General features: G+C 41.1%; 19 protein-coding genes and 3 tRNA genes. 10 read left to right on the forward strand and 12 right to left on the reverse strand.

The window, feature by feature from the left end; translation table 11 throughout:
- The 4 genes from ABWK04_09230 to ABWK04_09245 all read right to left on the reverse strand — a co-directional run.
- A partial coding sequence (locus tag ABWK04_09230) for a sigma 54-interacting transcriptional regulator (GenBank protein MEZ0362054.1) occupies positions 1–1449 on the reverse strand: 1449 nt, incomplete at its 3' end.
- A 7-nt stretch (positions 1450–1456) separates the two neighbouring features.
- Complete coding sequence (locus tag ABWK04_09235) at positions 1457–1843, reverse strand: SCP2 sterol-binding domain-containing protein (GenBank protein MEZ0362055.1); 387 nt, start codon at positions 1841–1843, stop codon at positions 1457–1459.
- 51 nt (positions 1844–1894) lie between these two features.
- On the reverse strand, positions 1895–2230 hold the full coding sequence (locus ABWK04_09240) for a DUF2173 family protein (protein MEZ0362056.1): 336 nt from the start codon (positions 2228–2230) through the stop codon (positions 1895–1897).
- 12 nt (positions 2231–2242) lie between these two features.
- Positions 2243–2584, reverse strand: a complete 342-nt coding sequence (locus ABWK04_09245) for a DUF2173 family protein (GenBank protein MEZ0362057.1) — start codon at positions 2582–2584, stop codon at positions 2243–2245.
- A gap of 194 nt (positions 2585–2778) precedes the next feature.
- On the opposite strand from ABWK04_09245, the gene def reads away from it, so the two are divergent.
- The 3 genes from def to ABWK04_09260 all read left to right on the forward strand — a co-directional run bounded on the left by def (position 2779) and on the right by ABWK04_09260 (position 3624).
- Positions 2779–3288, forward strand: a complete 510-nt coding sequence (gene def / locus ABWK04_09250; GenBank protein MEZ0362058.1) for a peptide deformylase — start codon at positions 2779–2781, stop codon at positions 3286–3288.
- Positions 3285–3551, forward strand: a complete 267-nt coding sequence (locus ABWK04_09255) for a septation protein SpoVG family protein (GenBank protein ID MEZ0362059.1) — start codon at positions 3285–3287, stop codon at positions 3549–3551. The genes def and ABWK04_09255 overlap by 4 nt, the downstream gene beginning before the upstream one ends.
- Positions 3551–3624 (forward strand) — tRNA-Arg (locus ABWK04_09260). The genes ABWK04_09255 and ABWK04_09260 overlap by 1 nt, the downstream gene beginning before the upstream one ends.
- A gap of 2 nt (positions 3625–3626) precedes the next feature.
- Here ABWK04_09260 and ABWK04_09265 read toward each other — a convergent pair.
- The 3 genes from ABWK04_09265 to ABWK04_09275 form a co-directional block, all read right to left on the reverse strand.
- Positions 3627–4532, reverse strand: coding sequence for a selenium metabolism-associated LysR family transcriptional regulator (locus ABWK04_09265; protein MEZ0362060.1), 906 nt, complete (start codon positions 4530–4532; stop codon positions 3627–3629).
- A gap of 61 nt (positions 4533–4593) precedes the next feature.
- Positions 4594–5052 carry a YqhA family protein gene (locus ABWK04_09270; GenBank protein MEZ0362061.1) on the reverse strand — a complete coding sequence of 153 codons (459 nt, stop codon included), beginning with the start codon at positions 5050–5052 and terminating at the stop codon, positions 4594–4596.
- On the reverse strand, positions 5052–5468 hold the full coding sequence (locus tag ABWK04_09275; protein ID MEZ0362062.1) for a hypothetical protein: 417 nt from the start codon (positions 5466–5468) through the stop codon (positions 5052–5054). The genes ABWK04_09270 and ABWK04_09275 overlap by 1 nt, the downstream gene beginning before the upstream one ends.
- 113 nt (positions 5469–5581) lie before the next feature.
- Here ABWK04_09275 and ABWK04_09280 point away from each other — a divergent pair, with 113 nt between their 5' ends.
- The 5 genes from ABWK04_09280 to ABWK04_09300 are packed head-to-tail and all read left to right on the forward strand — an operon-like array spanning position 5582 to position 12507.
- Entirely contained in the window at positions 5582–7363 is a 1782-nt protein-coding gene (locus ABWK04_09280; protein ID MEZ0362063.1) for a cellulose biosynthesis cyclic di-GMP-binding regulatory protein BcsB, read from the forward strand.
- Positions 7360–8136, forward strand: coding sequence for a hypothetical protein (locus ABWK04_09285; GenBank protein ID MEZ0362064.1), 777 nt, complete (start codon positions 7360–7362; stop codon positions 8134–8136). The genes ABWK04_09280 and ABWK04_09285 overlap by 4 nt, the downstream gene beginning before the upstream one ends.
- Positions 8121–9995: a glycosyltransferase gene (locus tag ABWK04_09290; protein ID MEZ0362065.1), complete on the forward strand. Its 1875-nt coding sequence runs from the start codon at positions 8121–8123 to the stop codon at positions 9993–9995. Before ABWK04_09285 ends, ABWK04_09290 begins: the two co-directional genes overlap by 16 nt.
- Positions 9995–11416 carry a hypothetical protein gene (locus tag ABWK04_09295; GenBank protein MEZ0362066.1) on the forward strand — a complete coding sequence of 474 codons (1422 nt, stop codon included), beginning with the start codon at positions 9995–9997 and terminating at the stop codon, positions 11414–11416. Before ABWK04_09290 ends, ABWK04_09295 begins: the two co-directional genes overlap by 1 nt.
- Positions 11417–11418: 2 nt before the next feature.
- Positions 11419–12507, forward strand: a complete 1089-nt coding sequence (locus ABWK04_09300; protein MEZ0362067.1) for a hypothetical protein — start codon at positions 11419–11421, stop codon at positions 12505–12507.
- Here the strand turns inward: ABWK04_09300 and ABWK04_09305 are convergent.
- The 5 genes from ABWK04_09305 to ABWK04_09325 all read right to left on the reverse strand — a co-directional run bounded on the left by ABWK04_09305 (position 12504) and on the right by ABWK04_09325 (position 17350).
- A complete protein-coding gene (locus ABWK04_09305; GenBank protein ID MEZ0362068.1) occupies positions 12504–13145 on the reverse strand; it encodes a hypothetical protein in 642 nt (213 codons plus the stop codon). The genes ABWK04_09300 and ABWK04_09305 overlap by 4 nt on opposite strands.
- Complete coding sequence (locus ABWK04_09310; GenBank protein ID MEZ0362069.1) at positions 13145–15106, reverse strand: alkaline phosphatase family protein; 1962 nt, start codon at positions 15104–15106, stop codon at positions 13145–13147. The genes ABWK04_09305 and ABWK04_09310 overlap by 1 nt, the downstream gene beginning before the upstream one ends.
- A gap of 103 nt (positions 15107–15209) precedes the next feature.
- A complete protein-coding gene (locus ABWK04_09315) occupies positions 15210–15857 on the reverse strand; it encodes an SCO family protein (GenBank protein ID MEZ0362070.1) in 648 nt (215 codons plus the stop codon).
- 6 nt (positions 15858–15863) lie between these two features.
- On the reverse strand, positions 15864–17180 hold the full coding sequence (locus ABWK04_09320) for a selenium-binding protein SBP56-related protein (GenBank protein MEZ0362071.1): 1317 nt from the start codon (positions 17178–17180) through the stop codon (positions 15864–15866).
- Positions 17181–17276: 96 nt separating this feature from the next.
- A tRNA-Lys gene (locus tag ABWK04_09325) sits at positions 17277–17350 on the reverse strand.
- Positions 17351–17445: 95 nt separating this feature from the next.
- Between ABWK04_09325 and ABWK04_09330 the strand changes: the two genes are divergently transcribed.
- Together ABWK04_09330 and ABWK04_09335 are read left to right on the forward strand one after the other, a co-directional pair.
- Positions 17446–17518: transfer RNA gene (locus ABWK04_09330), tRNA-Thr, on the forward strand.
- A gap of 17 nt (positions 17519–17535) precedes the next feature.
- A partial coding sequence (locus ABWK04_09335) for a GTP-binding protein (GenBank protein ID MEZ0362072.1) occupies positions 17536–17664 on the forward strand: 129 nt, incomplete at its 3' end.

Consider the following 17664-nt stretch of genomic DNA (forward strand, 5'->3'; position numbering starts at 1 on the left):
TATCTCTTCCTCTTTTACAGAAGGCATACTATCCATATCAATGTGTATATCTTCTGGATTTATAATACTACCTCTGCAGGTGATTACCGCTCTCTCTATGAGATTTTCAAGCTCTCTTATATTTCCCGGAAAGTGATAAGAAAGTAAGATCTTCATAGCTTCCGGAGATATTCCTTTTATCCTCCTTGAATAAAACCTGGAGTACTTTTCTAAAAAGTAGTTGGCAAGGGCTGGAATATCCTCCCTTCTTTCTCTGAGAGTAGGAAGGCATAACTTTACAACGCTTAGCCTGTAGTAAAGGTCTTCCCTAAATTGTCCCTGTTTTATAAGCTCTTTCAAATTCTTGTTGGTTGCTGATATTATTCTTATGTTTGCCTTTCTTGTTTTTATGTCTCCAAGTCTTTCAAACTCCTTTTCCTGCACAAGGTGTAGTATCTTTGCCTGAAGTGGCATAGGCATGTCCCCTATTTCATCAAGAAAGAGGGTTCCGCCTTCTGCCAGCTCCACCTTTCCGGGCTTGTCCTTTACCGCACCCGTGAAAGCACCCCTCACATAGCCAAAAAGCTCAGCCTCTAACAGCGTTTCAGGAATAGCAGCGCAGTTAACCTTTACAAAGGGTCCATTCCTTCTTGGAGACATATAGTGTATGTATTTGGCTAACAGGCTTTTCCCCGTGCCCGTCTCTCCTTCAAGTAGCACGTTAACATCGTACTCTGCTATAGTTTTAGTCATATCAAGCACCTTATTAAAGGCTGTACTTCTGCTTATAATGGCCTCTTCCTCTCCAAGCTCACATTGTGAGATAGGAGGAATCACATACAAAGACACCACATAGCCAAAGCCTGAAGCCATAGGAGAGACAAGAAGGGAAGCCTTCTGCCTTCCGCAGGGTGTTTCCACATATATGTCTGCTCGCTCGCCCTCTGGAGGAAGCTCCTCTAAGGAAAGATTTATAAGCTCCTTTATGTTTTTTCCTGCCAATTCCTCATCTTCCTCCCTGCATAGCATCCTCTTTGCCACACTGTTATGCTCTATTACACAGCCTTCAAGGTCAAGCACAAGGATGGCTTCTACGATAGAGTTTAAAACCGTTTCTTTATAAACCCTTTGACGCTCTGCTTCTACTATGCAATGCACCACATTACTAACATCTTTGAAAACCTCCACCACCCCCACAAACTCCCCTTTTTCATATAAAGGCGACATGCTCCAGCAAATCCTTTTTGATGAGTTTATAACCTCTGTGTCATAAACCTGAACCCCCTGCCCCTCTTCCTTTACATAGTTGAAGGGACAGCTTTCACATATGGAGAAAAGCCCCCTGCACCCACTTCCCTCCAACTTCCCACCTAATAGCTCCCTTGCAGAGATGTTTGAATAAACCACTCTGAAGTTTTTGTCTATTACAAGAACTCCATCAAAGAGGTTTTCAAAGACTCTAAAGTCCATAAACTAATTATAGGCTCCAGTCGGTGGAAACCTTTGACATCATCCTAAGACTTTCCTCAAAGGCTGACATATACTTCATGGCGGTAATCATAGAGCCTTTAAATTTGAGCCTTTTGGTAAGCATGGCAGCACGTGGACCCATCTCAGCAGTTGCCAGCTTCTTCCAGTTTTCTGGACTTGCCCAAAGCTCAAAGTCATACTTATGGCTGTTTGCTTTTCCTGCAGACTTTGCTTGCCCCTTTTCCACCACAAGCTCCACCGCATGGTCTTCTTTGCCCTCTATGTAATACTTTATACTGGCAGAAAAGTCCTTTAGATCAGACTTTAACTTTTCGTTTTTATTCCACTCTTCTGCGTAGGCTTTTATCCAATCTTCTGACAGAAACTTATACATCTCAAGCCTCCGAAAAATAAAAGGGGAAGGGCTAAGCCTTCCCGCCTGTTTTTATTTCCTTGCCTCTTCCCTCAGAACCTTAAAGACTTCGTTGAAAGAAACCTCGTCGTTATTTACAAAGACTCCCATATTTCCCATTACACAGACCGAATACTTAGGACCCGTCAAAGCCCAGCCATGCATAGGTGTCCATTCCTGACCAGAAAAGGCTGTATATCCGTCACACTGCATCTTTGCCATCATGCTGTTTGCTGCGCACATCTGTGCTGCCATTGCCGCATGCTCTTCTGATATGTTGCCCTTGTAGGCTATGAGCTTTCCATCATCAGAAAACTCTCCTGCTGCCCAAACACCTTTGATTTTCATAAGCCTGTCAAGGTTTGCCATGACTATACCTCCTTAGATGTATTTTGATAGAGTTTCAAAGGTCTTGTCAAAATCCGCCTTGTCAAGCTCTACAAAGACGCCCACATTACCCATTATGCAGGCAGCATACTTACCACCAGCCACCGCAAAGCCCACCACAGGATAAAAACCATCCTGCCCCGTGTAGGCGCTCCAACCCTTTGCCTGCATATTGCCCATGAGCTTGTTGGCAGCGCACATCATCGCCGCTATTTCTGCAGACCTTTCATCAATGTTGCCATAGTAGGCAAGAAGCCTGCCATCATCGGCAAACTCCCCGGCTGCAACCGCACCGGGTATAGACATAAGCTCTTTTAACTTGCTCAGAGTTGCCATCTTTCTCACCTCCTTTTAAAGGTTTTCACTTCCAGTGTATGCAAGTTTTATGCCAAAATTTCAAGCCTTTCAGACCGTTGATTTTAAAGACTTTCATAAATCCGCTAATTTACACCATAAGTTGCATGTTGCAACAGTGTTGCAACGCTTTTAACCCTTGAAAGAAAAAGGCTTTGGCATAAACTTTTATTCTTATGGTTAGGGAGATACTGAAGTTCCCTCATCCTATGTTGAAGACACCCACCCAGAGGGTGGATGTGATAGATGAGGAAGTAAGAAGGCTCATTCAGGACATGTTTGATACCATGTACCATGCCGAAGGTGTGGGGCTTGCAGCAAACCAGATAGGTGTGAGTTTAAAGGTGATGGTTATAGATACATCAAAAAAGGAAGGAAGTCCTCCCATAAAGGTAGTTATGATAAATCCCGAGCTTGTTGAAGCAGAAGGACAGATCAAGTACAGGGAGGGTTGTCTTTCTTTCCCTGGACTCGTTGTTGAAGTCAACAGGTACAGCAGGGTGAAGGTAAAGGCTACTGACATCAATGGGGAGGAAAAAACTTACGAATTTGCCGGGTTTCCTGCCATAGTCTTTCAACACGAAATGGATCATCTTGAAGGCATTACTTTCATAGACAGGGTAAATGGACTTAAGCGAAGACTTGCTCTTGACAGGTACGCCAGACTTCAGAAAGAAAAGGTATGAAAGTAACGCTTCTCAAATTTTATCCCTTTGAAACTTCTCTGAAAAAGCCAAGACTTCTTGGGTATGCGGATGTTGAGTTGGGTGGACTTCTGGTAATAAGGAGTATAAAGCTGTTTGAGAGTAAGTACGGTGGATACTTCATACAGCTTCCCGAAGTGCAAAAGGATGGGAAGAATTATATCATAATAGATATAAAGTCAAAGGAAGTTCTTGAAAATATTAGGAGAGTTATAGTAGACCATTACAAAGGGAACTATCTTTAGTGCCCTTAGCTCAGATGGATAGAGCGTGGGTCTCCGAAGCCCAAGGTCGGGGGTTCAAGTCCCCCAGGGCACGCTTTATTTAACAATAGCAGGCTTTTTCTCCATCATAATCTCCAAAAAGAATCTAACCGCAGGGCTTTGAGGTCTTTCCTTGTCGTATATTAGGTAAAACTTCCTCTTTATTGGTTCTATATCTTTTACATTGAGAATCTTCACATCCTTTTTACCTCTAAGGACATATGAGGATACAAAAGACACAGCCTGCACATTTTCAAGGAGTGAAAGAATGATGTCGTTTTTGTCAACAACTGCTATGATGTTAAGATCTTTAATGTCAATTCCTTTAGCCCTTAAAACACTCTCTACAAATCTTCTCGTACCGGAGGATTCTTCCCTCAATATAAAGGGATACTTCACAAGATCAGCCAAAGACAGATTTTTCTCAACACCTTTATTACCTACGAAATGTATAGTATCCTCCCACATCTCAACAACTTCAAAATCTGGATTTGTACACCTAAAGCCTATAAAACCGAGATCCACCTTTCCCTCTTCTACCATGCTGATGACCTTCATTGAATCTTCCACTATTATCTCTATACTGCTGTTAGGATTCTTCAAAAGATAATTACTTACTATATTAGGGATTAGATATGTTCCGGGGATAGAGCTTGCACCTATTTTTATGTGACCTTTGTACGACCCGGATATTAACTTGATCTCCTCCAGAGCTAAGAGTTTTACTTCAAGTATCCTTTTGGCATATGGGTAGAGGATGTGAGCGTTACTTGTTGGGATAAGTGTCCTTCCCTTTCTGTAAAAAAGCTTCAGCCCTATAGACTTTTCAAGTTGATTTATGTGAAAGCTGATAGTGGATTGGGAGAGATGTAAGCAGTTAGAACTTTTTGAGATACTCCCTTTCTCGTAAACGCAACAGAACAGCTCAAGAAGTCTCGTATCAAGATCTATGTTTCTTACCACAAGTTACAATTTTAAGACTTTTTTTATCTGCACACACTGAAGGAAATCATAGCTTTTTGAATCACTCCTCCTTGACTTTATAGTAAAAGATGAGGACACCTATAATGACAGCTATAGCAACAGCAAAGAGAAGGGTATCCAGAGGATTTTTCCACTCAACGAGTTTTTTAGTAAAAGTTATGGCAAGTATGAGGATCACAACGCTGGCTAACTTGGCTTTTAGTTGATCTATATCTGTAATCCTGAGCCAATCGGGTACGCTTAGCTTTCCCACAAAAAGCTCGTAAAGTCCTATCGCAAAGATATAGAGTATTATGGAAAGAAGGTGTATATCCATGACAGAAATGAACTTGGTAGAAAGAATAGCGGGATCCCTCACCTCTGGCTTAAAAACTACGCTGTAAAGCGTTTCTATAAGTATGTAAACTCCGTAAAATCCCAAAAAGGTAGCACCTATAAAAAGGCTTACGGCTGGAAGTAAGGCTATGGCCTGTCCAAGTTCAAGGAGTTTTTTTATCATTACCTCACCTCCGTACTTATTATTATTCTGTTACCTTCTGTACCTACTTTAGTCTGAAGGCTTCCCAAAAGGTCACCTTTCTGTGCCTGAGCCATAGGAGATGTACTTACCCTTGCGGTCAACACTACATCACCTTCCATTATCCTGCTGTTATCAATTTTCTGCCTACCTGTTATGTTAAAAGTGTAGGGAAATCTGGGATCTTTCACTCTCAGAACCGCAATGGGCATAGGATTTTGAGGATCCCTAACTGATATTATTAGAAAATAATCTCTTTTGGGAATCTTGCTTCTAAGTTCTGGAGACACATCAACGCTACCCTTTATAAACTGATTTCTGTACTTTTCTACAGGTACGTCCTTAGGCACAGGTTGACAGGAAAAAAACAACAAAAGCAGGAACATCAGTACGGGCATAATACCATTATATTCTGTTGTCAATCTTCAGGAGAAAACTCCCAGCCAGCTGTCTTTACAGCCCCATTAATTTAAAAACTTCTTGAAAAAAAAATTTAGTAAAATTGTAAAGCATGTGGTGGGGGAAGCTTTTATCTGTGCTGTTATTTTTTATTAGCCTTAGCTCAGCTTTAGAGAGTAAAACCTATACCTTTGAAAAGCTTAACATCCTTTCTGATGATCTCGTACTCAAAGGGATAAATCCAAAATATGACTTTTACTTGCCCACTCTACCTCAACTGTCTAATGGTGAGGTGCGCCTTAATCTAAGTTTTTCACCTTATCTGAGGGATGATAGTACCCTAACGGTGCTTATTAACGATATACCCTACAAAACTTTCAAAGTTAGGGAAATTCCGCCTCTTTTGAGAATCCCTTTCATCAGAAAAGGAGACAGGGATTTTGTAAAAGTGAGCCTTTTAGGTAATTTGCGAGTTTCTAACAACGTGTGTGAGGACGTTTTTTCTGATAAAGTGTGGCTTGTCGTGGGGAAAAACAGCACCGTTGAATTTAAATACGATCATTACAAAAATATAAGGGAGTTTTTAAGGGATTACGATAACCGTTACTGTATAAAATCTCCTTGGCTTATACCTCTGGTTTATCAGATATGCAAACAAAACCCTGTTCCTTGCGATGTGATATACCAACCTAATGATGAAGACTGTAGGAAATATATAGACGAAGCCAAAGGAGATCTTCTTGAGTTAAAAGGAAATACTTTATATGTACCTTTGGAGACCCCTTTAGCTTTTGAGAGAGGTGTGTTTTACCCATTCTTATTTGGTAGCCCGCAGGAAATAAAAAATGTTCGGAGGGAATCTGAAGAAGTCTTAAGTGAGGTATCTTTGAGGGATCTGGGTATAGATACGGTAAGCGTGGAGGGTGTGGGAAACCTAAGTTACACAATTCCTTTAGAGCTTTCTAAAATAGGAGGAGTTCCAGATAAGCTCTTCTTTAGGATCTTTATCGCTCACACTCCCGTTCACAAAAGGGACAATATGGAGATCAGGATATATCTCAATGGAAGGATGGTATCAGCATATCCCCTTGATGGGAGCGGTAAAAAGAGCTTTGATATTGAGCTTCCGGTAAATGAACTAACATACGGGACCAACTACGTAAGCGTGAATCTTGCAAATTTTACATCAGCAGATAACTGTTTCGGTGCTGTTTCCCATATTGTATTTACCCTTTTTGGAGATTCTTACTTTTACTGGAATAACCTCAAAAGTAATCCAAAAACTATATCTGACTTTCTAAAGATCCTTAACGGTTATGTGGCTATAGTTGTCAAAGATCCGCACTTTTATAGTCTGGCAACAAAGCTGATAAGCGATCTCGCTAACTTTAACAAAAACATAAAGATATTAGACCTTAACCCTCCGGATGTGTCCAAACACGACTTTCTCATCTTGTTTGAAAGTCCTGCAAATACAAAGGGTAGACTTATTGATCTGAGTAGAGGAGAGTTTGACCTGATAAATCCTCTTACCCAAAAGGTTATCTTCTCTTCTAAACCCAACGAATCTTTCACTGCTTTAATGGTTGATCGCATAGAAGGTAAACCTGCTTTAGTGCTTTCTTACTATCCTGACCCTTCTGGTATAAAAATGCTTTCCCTTTATCAATTTCGGAACCTTCTTGAACTTTCGGGGAATGTGGGGATCGCAACAAAAGACTTTATATCCGCATACGAAGTTGGCAAAAAGCTAAGGGTAGAGTATAAGTACGAAAAAGGCTTTGGATACTACTGGAACAGATACAAGTTATGGATAATTATGTTCTTGGTGATCCCTGTAACTACATTCCTCGCTTACGTTTACAGAAAACTTACGAGGAGGTCGCAAACATGAGATATACGCTTTTGTTCTTCGTACCGGTAATTTCCTTCTCATCCGCATGGGTAAGGGAGGAAGGGGAGTTTTTCCTGTCTCCCGTCTTCAACTACTACAGAGCGAAAGACTATTACGACAAAAATGGCAACAAAAAACCTATAGGATGTACTTTTGAAAAGAAGGAGCTTCAAGTTTACGGAGAGTATGGACTGACCACAAAAGCCACGCTAACCTTCAAGCTACCCTACGATTGGCTAAAGTGCGGAGCAAGTGAAAACTCGGGTTTTTCGGATGTAGAGATCGGCTTGATAAGACAGGTAAAAAAGGGTCAGGGCTATTCCCTATCCTTTTACGCAAACACTCTAATTCCAACGGGATATTCAATAAGGGACAATCCGAGACTCGGTTATGGGAGGTTTGGGCTTGAAGGAGGTCTTTTAATGGGTTTTTCCCAAAAGGCAGGATTTGTAGATTCAGGTTTGGGTTATCGTTACTATTTTGGTTATCCATCTTCTCAGATAAGGGCTTACGCAACAGCAGGTGTAAATCTTTTGAGGAATCTCCAGATTATTACCACCCTTGATCTTCAAATAGGGCTTGGTGACGGCGAAAGAAAATCCGTGGGTCAAAACATACTTTTAGAACCTGACTACAAACTTGCACAAGTATATGTAGGACCCCGATTCATTCTCGGTAATTTATCCTTCGTAGCTACGTATCAGCACGTTTTTTGGGGAAGGAATACTGGCGTAGGAAGAGGTTTTAATTTAGGGCTGTGGTGGAACTTCTGAAGGATATGAAAATAGGGGAGCTTTTAGTTAGCAAGGGTCTCATAAGTCAAGAACAGCTTGAACAGGCACTTGAGTACCAGAAAAAGTACGGCGGAAGACTTGGCTGGATACTGGCAAGTTTAGGATACATCAGGCGTTTAGATCTTTTCAGAACGATCGCCCAACACTTAGGACTTGAGTTTTGGGAAGATTTTGAGAAAATGAAAAGGTTCGTTGATCCAAATTTTATAAAGCGTTTTGATCCCTACCAACTCGCTCAGTATGAAGTAATTCCAGTAAAATACATAGGTGAAAAAGTTATAGTATTTACTTCTGATCCAAGAAGCCAGAGACTCAACAGCTTTGTAAAGAAGCATTTTCCGGATAAAGAACTCTCGGAGATAGTCATCACTGACCTTGACCTTATAAAACTCTTGGAGTTCTTTTTTAGGGATCAATTTATTGATAAAGCGGTTCACGGTCTTTTCTACATAAGTCCCAATTACTCAGCTTCGGTGGTCTTTTCAAAGGGACAGGTAGTTGCTATGGGTATTTTTCTGTATGTGTCTCTGTTCTGGATCTATTACGATGTGGTCTCTTATATCATAGTCCTGCTTTTCTTAATTCAGGTTTTTTATGTATCTGCCATACTTTTCAAACTGGTAATAAGTCTTGCAGGTACTAAATCCGAAATGCAACAGTTTGTAACAGACGAAGAGATAAAAAGCCTTGATGAGAGAGACTTACCTGTTTATACGGTGCTTGTTCCCGTTTATAAAGAACCCGAGGTAATAAGCATACTCATAAACAGCTTGAAAAAAATAGATTATCCTCAGAATAAGCTGGACGTGATACTCCTTCTTGAGGAGGATGACAAAGAAACTTATGAGGCTGCAAAGGCTCAAAATCCACCTGTAAACTGGAGGTTTGTGATAGTCCCTCCGAGCCTTCCCAAAACTAAACCGAAAGCTTGCAATTATGGATTATTCTTTGCCAGAGGAAAATACCTAACCATTTACGATGCTGAGGATATACCTGAACCAGATCAATTAAAAAAGGCGGTTGTATCTTTCATGAAAGGCAAGGACGAGTACATATGCTTTCAAGCGGCTCTCAATTACTTCAATAAGGACGAGAATTTTTTAACAAAGATGTTCACTCTTGAATACTCCTACTGGTTTGATTATCTGCTTCCGGGACTTTACAATCTAAGACTTCCCATACCATTGGGAGGAACAAGCAACCACTTCGATGTGGAAAAACTCAGGGAAATAGGAGCTTGGGATCCCTTTAACACAACGGAGGATGCGGATTTGGGTGTTAGAGCTTTTGGTAAAGGCTACAAGGTGGGGGTTATAAACTCCACAACCTACGAAGAGGCAAACGCAAGGGTCAAAAACTGGATAAGACAGAGATCAAGATGGGTAAAAGGCTACATGCAAACGTGGCTTGTGCATTTGAGAAACTCAAGAAGATTATACAAAAGTGTGGGACTGCGCGGTTTTTTAGCTTTCCACATGCTCATAGGTGGAACTCCCCTTACTTTCCTGATAAATCCCATTATGTGGGTACTGTTTACCTTTTGGCTTCTGACACAGACAAAAGCCATTGATGTATTCTTTCCACCTGCTGTACTCTATCTTTCCCTCTTTAACTTGCTTTTTGGAAACTTCATAGGCATTTACCTCAATATGCTTGCTGTATTCAGAAGAAAGTACTACGAACTCTTACCTTACGCTCTTCTTAACCCCTTATACTGGATTCTTCACTCCATTGCCTCTTATAAGGCGCTTTATGAGCTTTTTACTAAACCTTTTTATTGGCAAAAGACACAGCACGGTATTACCAAATATAAACCTCCCCTTCAGGAGACGGTATAATGCTCAGGTTTTTGGCTCTCTATAGCATGTTCCTATCTGCGTTTGTGCTTTTCTTTTTCATAGCCCAAAATACTTATGAGCTGGGATACATACATCTTAACATACTTTTCTATGCAGAAAAGGCACTTTTGGCAACAGAAGGTGAACCTCCCAGACTTGAAAATATAGGATTTGTTTATCCGCCTCTGGCTTTTCTACCTTTTTTACTAATCAGGGAGTATCTGTTTGTTTCCCCTCTGGTTTCCGCTCTGACTATTAGCCTATTTTTTTCCTTCCTATTAAAAAGGTGTCAAAAGCCGGTCTACGCTATTTTGCCCCTGATACTTTTGAATCCTCTCATACTCTTTCTCGCAGTTTATAGGTTTGAAGTACTTACCTTTTATCTTTTGCTTACGCTGTCAGTAATCATGATCCTTCTCCATATGGAGAGTGGATATTCTCTGTACCTTTTTGTGAGTGGGTTTTTGTTGGGGCTGTGTTTCTTTTTGGATTTTAGGAGTCTTTTCTTAGTTCCCTTCTTTGCTCTTGCCCTTTACATGAGTACTGGAGAAAAGAATGTAAGTTACAGATTGGCTCTCATGATAGTAAAGCTATCGCCTATTATGTTTTTCGCCTTTGCGTGGCTTTACCTCAACTGGATATTTACAGGAGATCCTTTAACTTTTATAAGAAGCCCATACTCTTTTTTTAGGAGCGAGCCTATAGATCCATCCCTACTTTCTGTTAGAGGGAGTTTCTTTGGAAGCTTGGAGTATACCACATTAAAATTGATAACTTATTTACCCATAACGCTTCCTTACTTTTTACTTCTTTTTAGCTTTAAAAGGTATAGGCTTCTATACCTCAGCCCAGCTTACCTCGTGTATATTTCACCTATCCTTTTAGTACTCTTTTCCGTTTATTTTTCTGCCTTCTTCCCAGCTTATTATTACACGGTTCTCTTTTTGCTCTTTGCCATCAGCTTTCAAGCGAGCTTCGGCGTAAAGATCTCAAAACCTGTGATTCTCGCTTTTATAATATCTTTAGCATCAAGCTGGATTCTACCGCTTACTTCAAAGGAGGAAAATGAAAAGAACTTTTTAAGATTTTTACTTACAGGTAAAATAACTGGTAACTTGGAGGAGTATAGAAAAATAGCAAGAGTACTTAGAGAAATAAACTGCGAGAGGATTCTCATAGATGATGCGGGAGGATTTCCTATAATCGTGTTTACGGGAAAGCCTAAGATGTTTTACCTTCCTTATATGTACGAATACTACACTGTTCTATCATACCCACAGGCTTTCGCAAATTGTATTGTAGTTGACAAGATGAGTCCCACCGATAAAGTCAGAATGCGTTTCTCAAAAGCTAACATGGGTTTTCTTGAAGGCTACTCACTTATATATGAAGGTAAAATATACAACGTTTTTGGGAGGTAAAAATGGAAAGGAGGACCTTTCTAAAACTGCTTTTGGGAATGCTTGCGGGAAGCTTGTCAGGGTGTGGTGGTGGCGGGGGATCTAATAGCCAACAGCCTAACCTTCCCAAGCCTCCTCCATCCCAAGAGCCAAAACGTATCAAGTTCGGTCTTGGCAACGATCCTGAGAGGATGATAAACGCTTACGATCCGGACGGCAAGAGAGTACTTGATGCTATACAACCTGATATAGTTTGTATGTGGATAAACGGAGCGAGGGACTATTTAGGACGACTTTACACACCGAGTATGGATTACATAAGAAGCTGGGCACAAAAGGATAGGTTTGCCCAGTGGTCACAGATGGGATATGAGCTTATGGTGATAACGTGGGAAAATTACGACGGACAGAACTCTGCTTTAGGGCTTCCTACCTACGGCGAATGGCATATATCCGAGCAGTTCTTTGCGGATCTTGAGGAGTTTCTCGGATACCTAAGATCCCAGTTTAAAAACAAACTGTACTTTGCTTTGGCTACCGAACAGTCCACTTACACAGCCTGCAGGTATGACACAGCATGCTCAAACCCTCAAGCCTACTCGGACAGAATAAACTCCATCACAGAAGAGTACTTTAGCAAACTCAGGGATAGCCTTTTGAAAGCTTTGAGGATTATCAGAAATACCTTTCCGCTCTCTGATTTTGGTGTTTGCTTTGGTGGTTGGCTTGTAGAGTTTGAAGAGGGTATAAATTTCGTAAAGTATTTTGAACCTGTTATATATGAAAGCAATGCAGTGTTTTTCCAGAGTATGATGGGCAAAAAAGCGAGTGAAAACAACGGTTACGGGAATCCAGAAAGGATCCTTAAAAACTGTCAGTTTTATTCTCTTTACGGTAAGCCTATACACTTGGCGCACTACATGCCACAAAACAAAAGGACCGATGTAATATCCGATGATGCACAAAGAATGTCAGATCACGATTACCTCAAAACAATTGCCAACTACCTTTCCAGTTTCAGTTTTATGGATTACGGAGTACTCAAAGCCAATGAATTTGATTGTCTTACCAAAATGGTGAGTTTCAGGCAGTTACTCAAAGCGATCCTCTAATCACCATTGGGGAATATATCCTCGTCCGCATCTATCCGAAAAAGGTTGTCCGTCTTTATATTAAAGAAAGACTCATCCATAGGTTTTGTATCTAAGCTTTTGATTTTCCAAATAATTCTTGCTTGATTGTCTTGACTCCTTTCTATCAAGAAAGGAATACCCAACTGTTTTGACCAACATACACGGTAAGCTTCGGAAGGCTTTAAAAGATCGTACCACTCACACATGTAACCGTACAGTTTTATGGATTCTTTGTCTAATTTTTTCAAGCTATCCTTTGAATCACACCTGAGAATGTGCGCCAAAGAGTTCCAGTCATAGAAAATCCCTGTACGGTAAAGACCAGCCTTGCTTATCTTGACTGCTATTTGTCTTTGCTTGTCTATCACAAAGTAAGTGTAGTTCCCGTCCTTACCAAGATACGCATAGGTATCCAGTTTATTATCTGTAAGCCTTCTGAGCTTTTCTTTTCCCTTTCGCCAGTATTCAAGTTCGTGCCTGTTGTTTTTCTCATCCAAGTATTCGGCATTAAAGTGGATGTACTGCGCTATGCCTTCATTTGAGAAGAGGCTCTGACAGGAGAGTTCTTTTGCGAGTGAAAAATCAAAGATCAGGAGCAGGAAAAGGAGGATCAACATCACTCCCTTACTCCTTTTGCATAATCAAAGTAAATGTAAGTCTTATTGTTATATATGACCTTTTTTGTACAGAGTTTTATATAGTAGGTGGTTTTAGCCTGGTCTATATCCTTGCCATCTGGGTTTGTGGGAAGTTTCATCTGTAGCCCTGTAACCTTGTCAGATATCAAGCACTCAGTGGATGAACCACTTACGCTTTCACTGGCATTTTTTAGAGCCTCCACGAGAGGTCTTCCATCTGCCTGTGGCATGCTAAGGCTAAATATTCTTGCGACTGTAGGTGCCACATCCACGTTACCGCTGGGAAGGTTATCTGTGTAGTTGTTTTTAAAGTCAGGTCCGTAAGCTATGAGAGTGTTATGTACATCTATAGGGCTAAAGCTTCCATGCATACCGCGCAGGTTAAACATACTTTCAAATTCTATACCCTTGAACCCTTGAACGACAGCATTCTCGTCATAGTTATAGCTTACCACTATATCGGGATTACGGCTTGCAGTATTTTCAAGCCTCACAAGACTGAGAGGAAATGTGCCTGGGATTTTGCCATAACGGTCATCTACGAATATAGCACCAAACTCTTCCCTCTCCTGAAGGAAGCGAACCACTCTTTGTACAAGCTGTAGGTCTTTAGAAGGTACGTATATGTATTCACTTCCACCGTTTGGAGCCAATACCAATGCGTCTGGAGGCAGTGTTTGAGGCACTTTAAAGCTTCCTGTAGTGTATTTCTGTCCCGGTTTCCCGCACACGCTACCATCCTGATCTGTCTGAGTGGGATATACAGGTGTCCCATCAACCTTTATTCCAGACATTATGGGGTCATACACGCATCCAGTTCCATCGTAAGCCTTAAAGCCTGCTCTCGTCAAGAGATCGGCAAGGCGTACCTCACCGGAAACTGAATATCCGTTGGGGTCTATTCCAGATACGCTACCGCTGGATATAGCTCTGAGTGGAAAGAGGTTTAGAGGACCTGAGATGTTACTGTGTCCGTGGTCTGAGACAACGATTATATCGGTTATACTGTCTATTTTAAGTTCTTTTAGTTTATTCCTCAGCTGTCCGAGCATATCATCCATGCATTTGAGCGAGGCTTTATAGTTAGCTGTCCCAACACCATAGGCGTGCTGTGTACTATCTGGGTCTCTAAACCATATAAGTGTTATATCTGGGTTTTTCTTTGGAAGAATGTATTCTAAATAAACCTTCATCATATACTTGTTGGCATTGCAGTATGGTGAACCTGAGTTGTCTGTGGGGTCTGAGGTAAAACCGTCATTTAAATTCTTTCTACTTCCGAAGGCTGTCGGATCTCCGTTATCGGGTGATAGCGTTATATCGCCGGGTTGGTATGCATAGGGTGTGGTTTTGGGTAGGGGATATCCGGCAGTTTGGAGTTCCTTCGCAAAGGATAGCGGATACGCCATCTTTTCGTCCAGTATCAGTCCACCTTTTTTGTAATCTTGCAAAAATGCCGCTCCGCTTTTACCTACCGTAACTGTCTTTAATCCTGCCTTTTGGGCTATCTGAAAGAGTGTGCCAACCATAAGGAGCTGATTGTTATAGTAGGTGTCGAGGGCTTGAAGGATGGCATAGTCTTCCGTGAATACGGGCTGATTAAAATCTACGGGCTGTCCTGCAGAGTTTTTTCCTGAGGCTCCAGGTTGCCACACTGTATTACCATAAAAACCTGTTTTGTCTGGAAAGTTACCTGTTGCAAAGCTTGATGAGTTTATCATGGTAAAGGTAGGATAAGTAGAGTGGTTGTCCGAGAAAAACACCCCTTCCTGCATCATACTGTAGAGGTTTGGTGTATCTACAGGATTTACAGAGTCTGGGCGCAAGCCATCCCAAACAAATATTATGACCTTCCTCCCTTGGACACTTTCGCCACTACCACACGAAAATAAAATGGATACAAATAGAAAATATAAAAGACTTCTAAATGCCCACCTCATAGAATTACCTCCTTCAGAAAAGATCCTAAATATGAATTGTTAAAAAGATGTTAAGGATAGGTTTATCATTTCTTCATGGTAAGAGTCTTTATGTCGCTTATGATTAGCTTATGATACAACATGCCTGTGCTGTATATATTTCTGATACAGTTTTTTCATCAAGAAGGTAAACCTTAAGCGTATGTCTAAAACCGAGCCAATTCCCTCTTTCATCGTAGATCTTCTGTATCCTCTGTCCAAAGTCTATCAATAGATCATCTAATAACTTGCCACCCCCTGTGGTAAAAAAGTACCAATTGGATGAAGGCTTTATCAGATCCATATATTTTCTCATCACTTTCGGCGTGTCCCTTTCATAATCAAAGGATACGGATATCAAGATGACCTTATCCTTTAACTCCTCACTTTCCGAAATTTCTTTATCCAAGAGCTTCATATAGTATGTGGCCATAGAACAGCCATATATGTCGTAGCAGTTAGTATATATAAAGCTGACAACAGCTATCTTGCCGTATTTAACGCTAAGTATATCCTTTTCCCTACCGTATATATCAAGGATCGCATGATTTTTTATACATTTTATCACAGGAAGGTCATACGTACCCGGTACGGGTGGTGTGAACTTCGGTATATATGGGGTGTATTCTTTCTCAAGAACTTTGTACATATCATAAACAGGTAGAGCTTTCTCTTCATCCCTGCTATTGCAAGAGTATAAAAAAAGGGAGAAGAGAATGGTAATAAGGAACATAAAAGATCAGAAGGAAGCTTTTGCTACACCGCTTCCTTTCGTAGATCTTACCAGTCCCTTATAGTACGCTTCTTGTCCAAAATTCATAAGGTGAGGTCTACCAAGCTTTTCCTTAGTGAAGTCAAGGGTAAAAAGAGGTTTTAGGTCTTTTCCGTCCCACTCATAAGCTTTTAATACTTGAGGTATGTTTGGTTTGTCCCAATTATAAAGAAGCGAAGTGGTAACATAGATCCTTTTACCATCCCAGGATTCTGACACCATATTTATCTGATCAGAGATTTTCTTTTCCAAGATCAATTTGGGCTTATGAGGGTTCTCAACATTGTAAACTCTCAAAATGCCATCGTAAGCACCAACAAATATGTACCTGTCATCAGAAGAAAGGCTTATATCAAGCGGTAGCGTTTGAAGCTCCTTACCTTTGGGACCTATCTTGGCTACGGATTTTGCTTTCCATTCACCATCTTTGTCCCTATATATCAACCAAAGCTCACTGGTCAAAGCGGTTGAGGTAAAAGCGTACTCATGCTTAGGATTTATTGCCCATCTTATCTCAAGGGGTGCGCCTGGGACATGGAAGATCTTCAGCGGTTTCATAGTGTGATAGTTCCAAAGTACCATCGTGTTTCCAAAGGTTGCGGTTGGATCTTTCACTACTTCCGATATAGGTCTCATGTAATTTCTGTGTCCTGTGAAGGAGGATGTTAGCATGAGATTCAAGTTTGCATTTACCCTCACGTCATAGCCATATCCATCACCCTTAACTCCGTTAAGTTCTGTAGGAATCCATACAGTTCTTATGTAATTACCATCGTTTGTGTACTCAACGAGAGCCGTCTTTCCTCCTTTGTCCTTGTCATTAGAAAGTCCGGTTATTAGCATCCTTCCAGGTAGTGCGTAAAAGGTATGGGGACCTACTACACCACCTGACTTCTGTACGAAATTTTCAATGACTTTCACAAGTTTGGGATTTTTCGGATTAGAACCTATATCAAAGATGAAGATCTTTGAATCGTCAAGCCCCCCACACCAAAGATACCACCTGTCTTCAGTAAAACCACAGTGATGGGCTTCGTGTCTTCCGCCAACGGAAACGTAAGAAACGACTTTTGCGTAAGTCTTAGATTTTGGGTTAACATCAACAACCACCAATTTATCAGAACCATCACCAAGCCCGGGGACTCCCAATGTCCACACATAAATATAGTCCTCCTGACCTGCTATCTTCGGCATGTAAGGAGACTGACAAGGCTCATCCGCAAAAGATAAAGCTGTAAAAAACACACTGAAGAAAAACATAGATGAAACTGCCCTACCCTTCATGGTGACACCTCCTATTTCTGGTTTTAATTTCATTCCTTATTAATGAAAAGCTAATAAGAAGTGTTTAATGATTAAAATAAATATGACTTATACAGATGAGCCGGGCGGGATTTGAACCCGCGACCCACGGATTAAAAGTCCGTTGCTCTACCGGACTGAGCTACCGGCTCTAAAACTCAATTATTTTACAACTTTTCTTTTCTACGATCAAGAACCTCCATCCCGTTTGCATAAAAAAAGGCTTTTTGGTATAATTTATCCCTTAGCCCAGGTAGCTCAGCAGGCAGAGCACACCCTTGGTAAGGGTGAGGTCGCCGGTTCAAGTCCGGTCCTGGGCTTAATTGGAGGTAAAGCGATGGCAAAGGAGAAGTTTGTAAGGGAAAAGGAGCATGTTAACGTGGGAACTATAGGACACGTTGACCACGGAAAGTCAACGCTTACGTCCGCCATCACCTGCGTACTTGCAGCAGGTATACTCCAAGGT

It is taken from the genome of Hydrogenobacter sp., assembly GCA_041287335.1.
In the GTDB taxonomy this organism is placed as follows: Bacteria; Aquificota; Aquificia; order Aquificales; family Aquificaceae; genus Hydrogenobacter.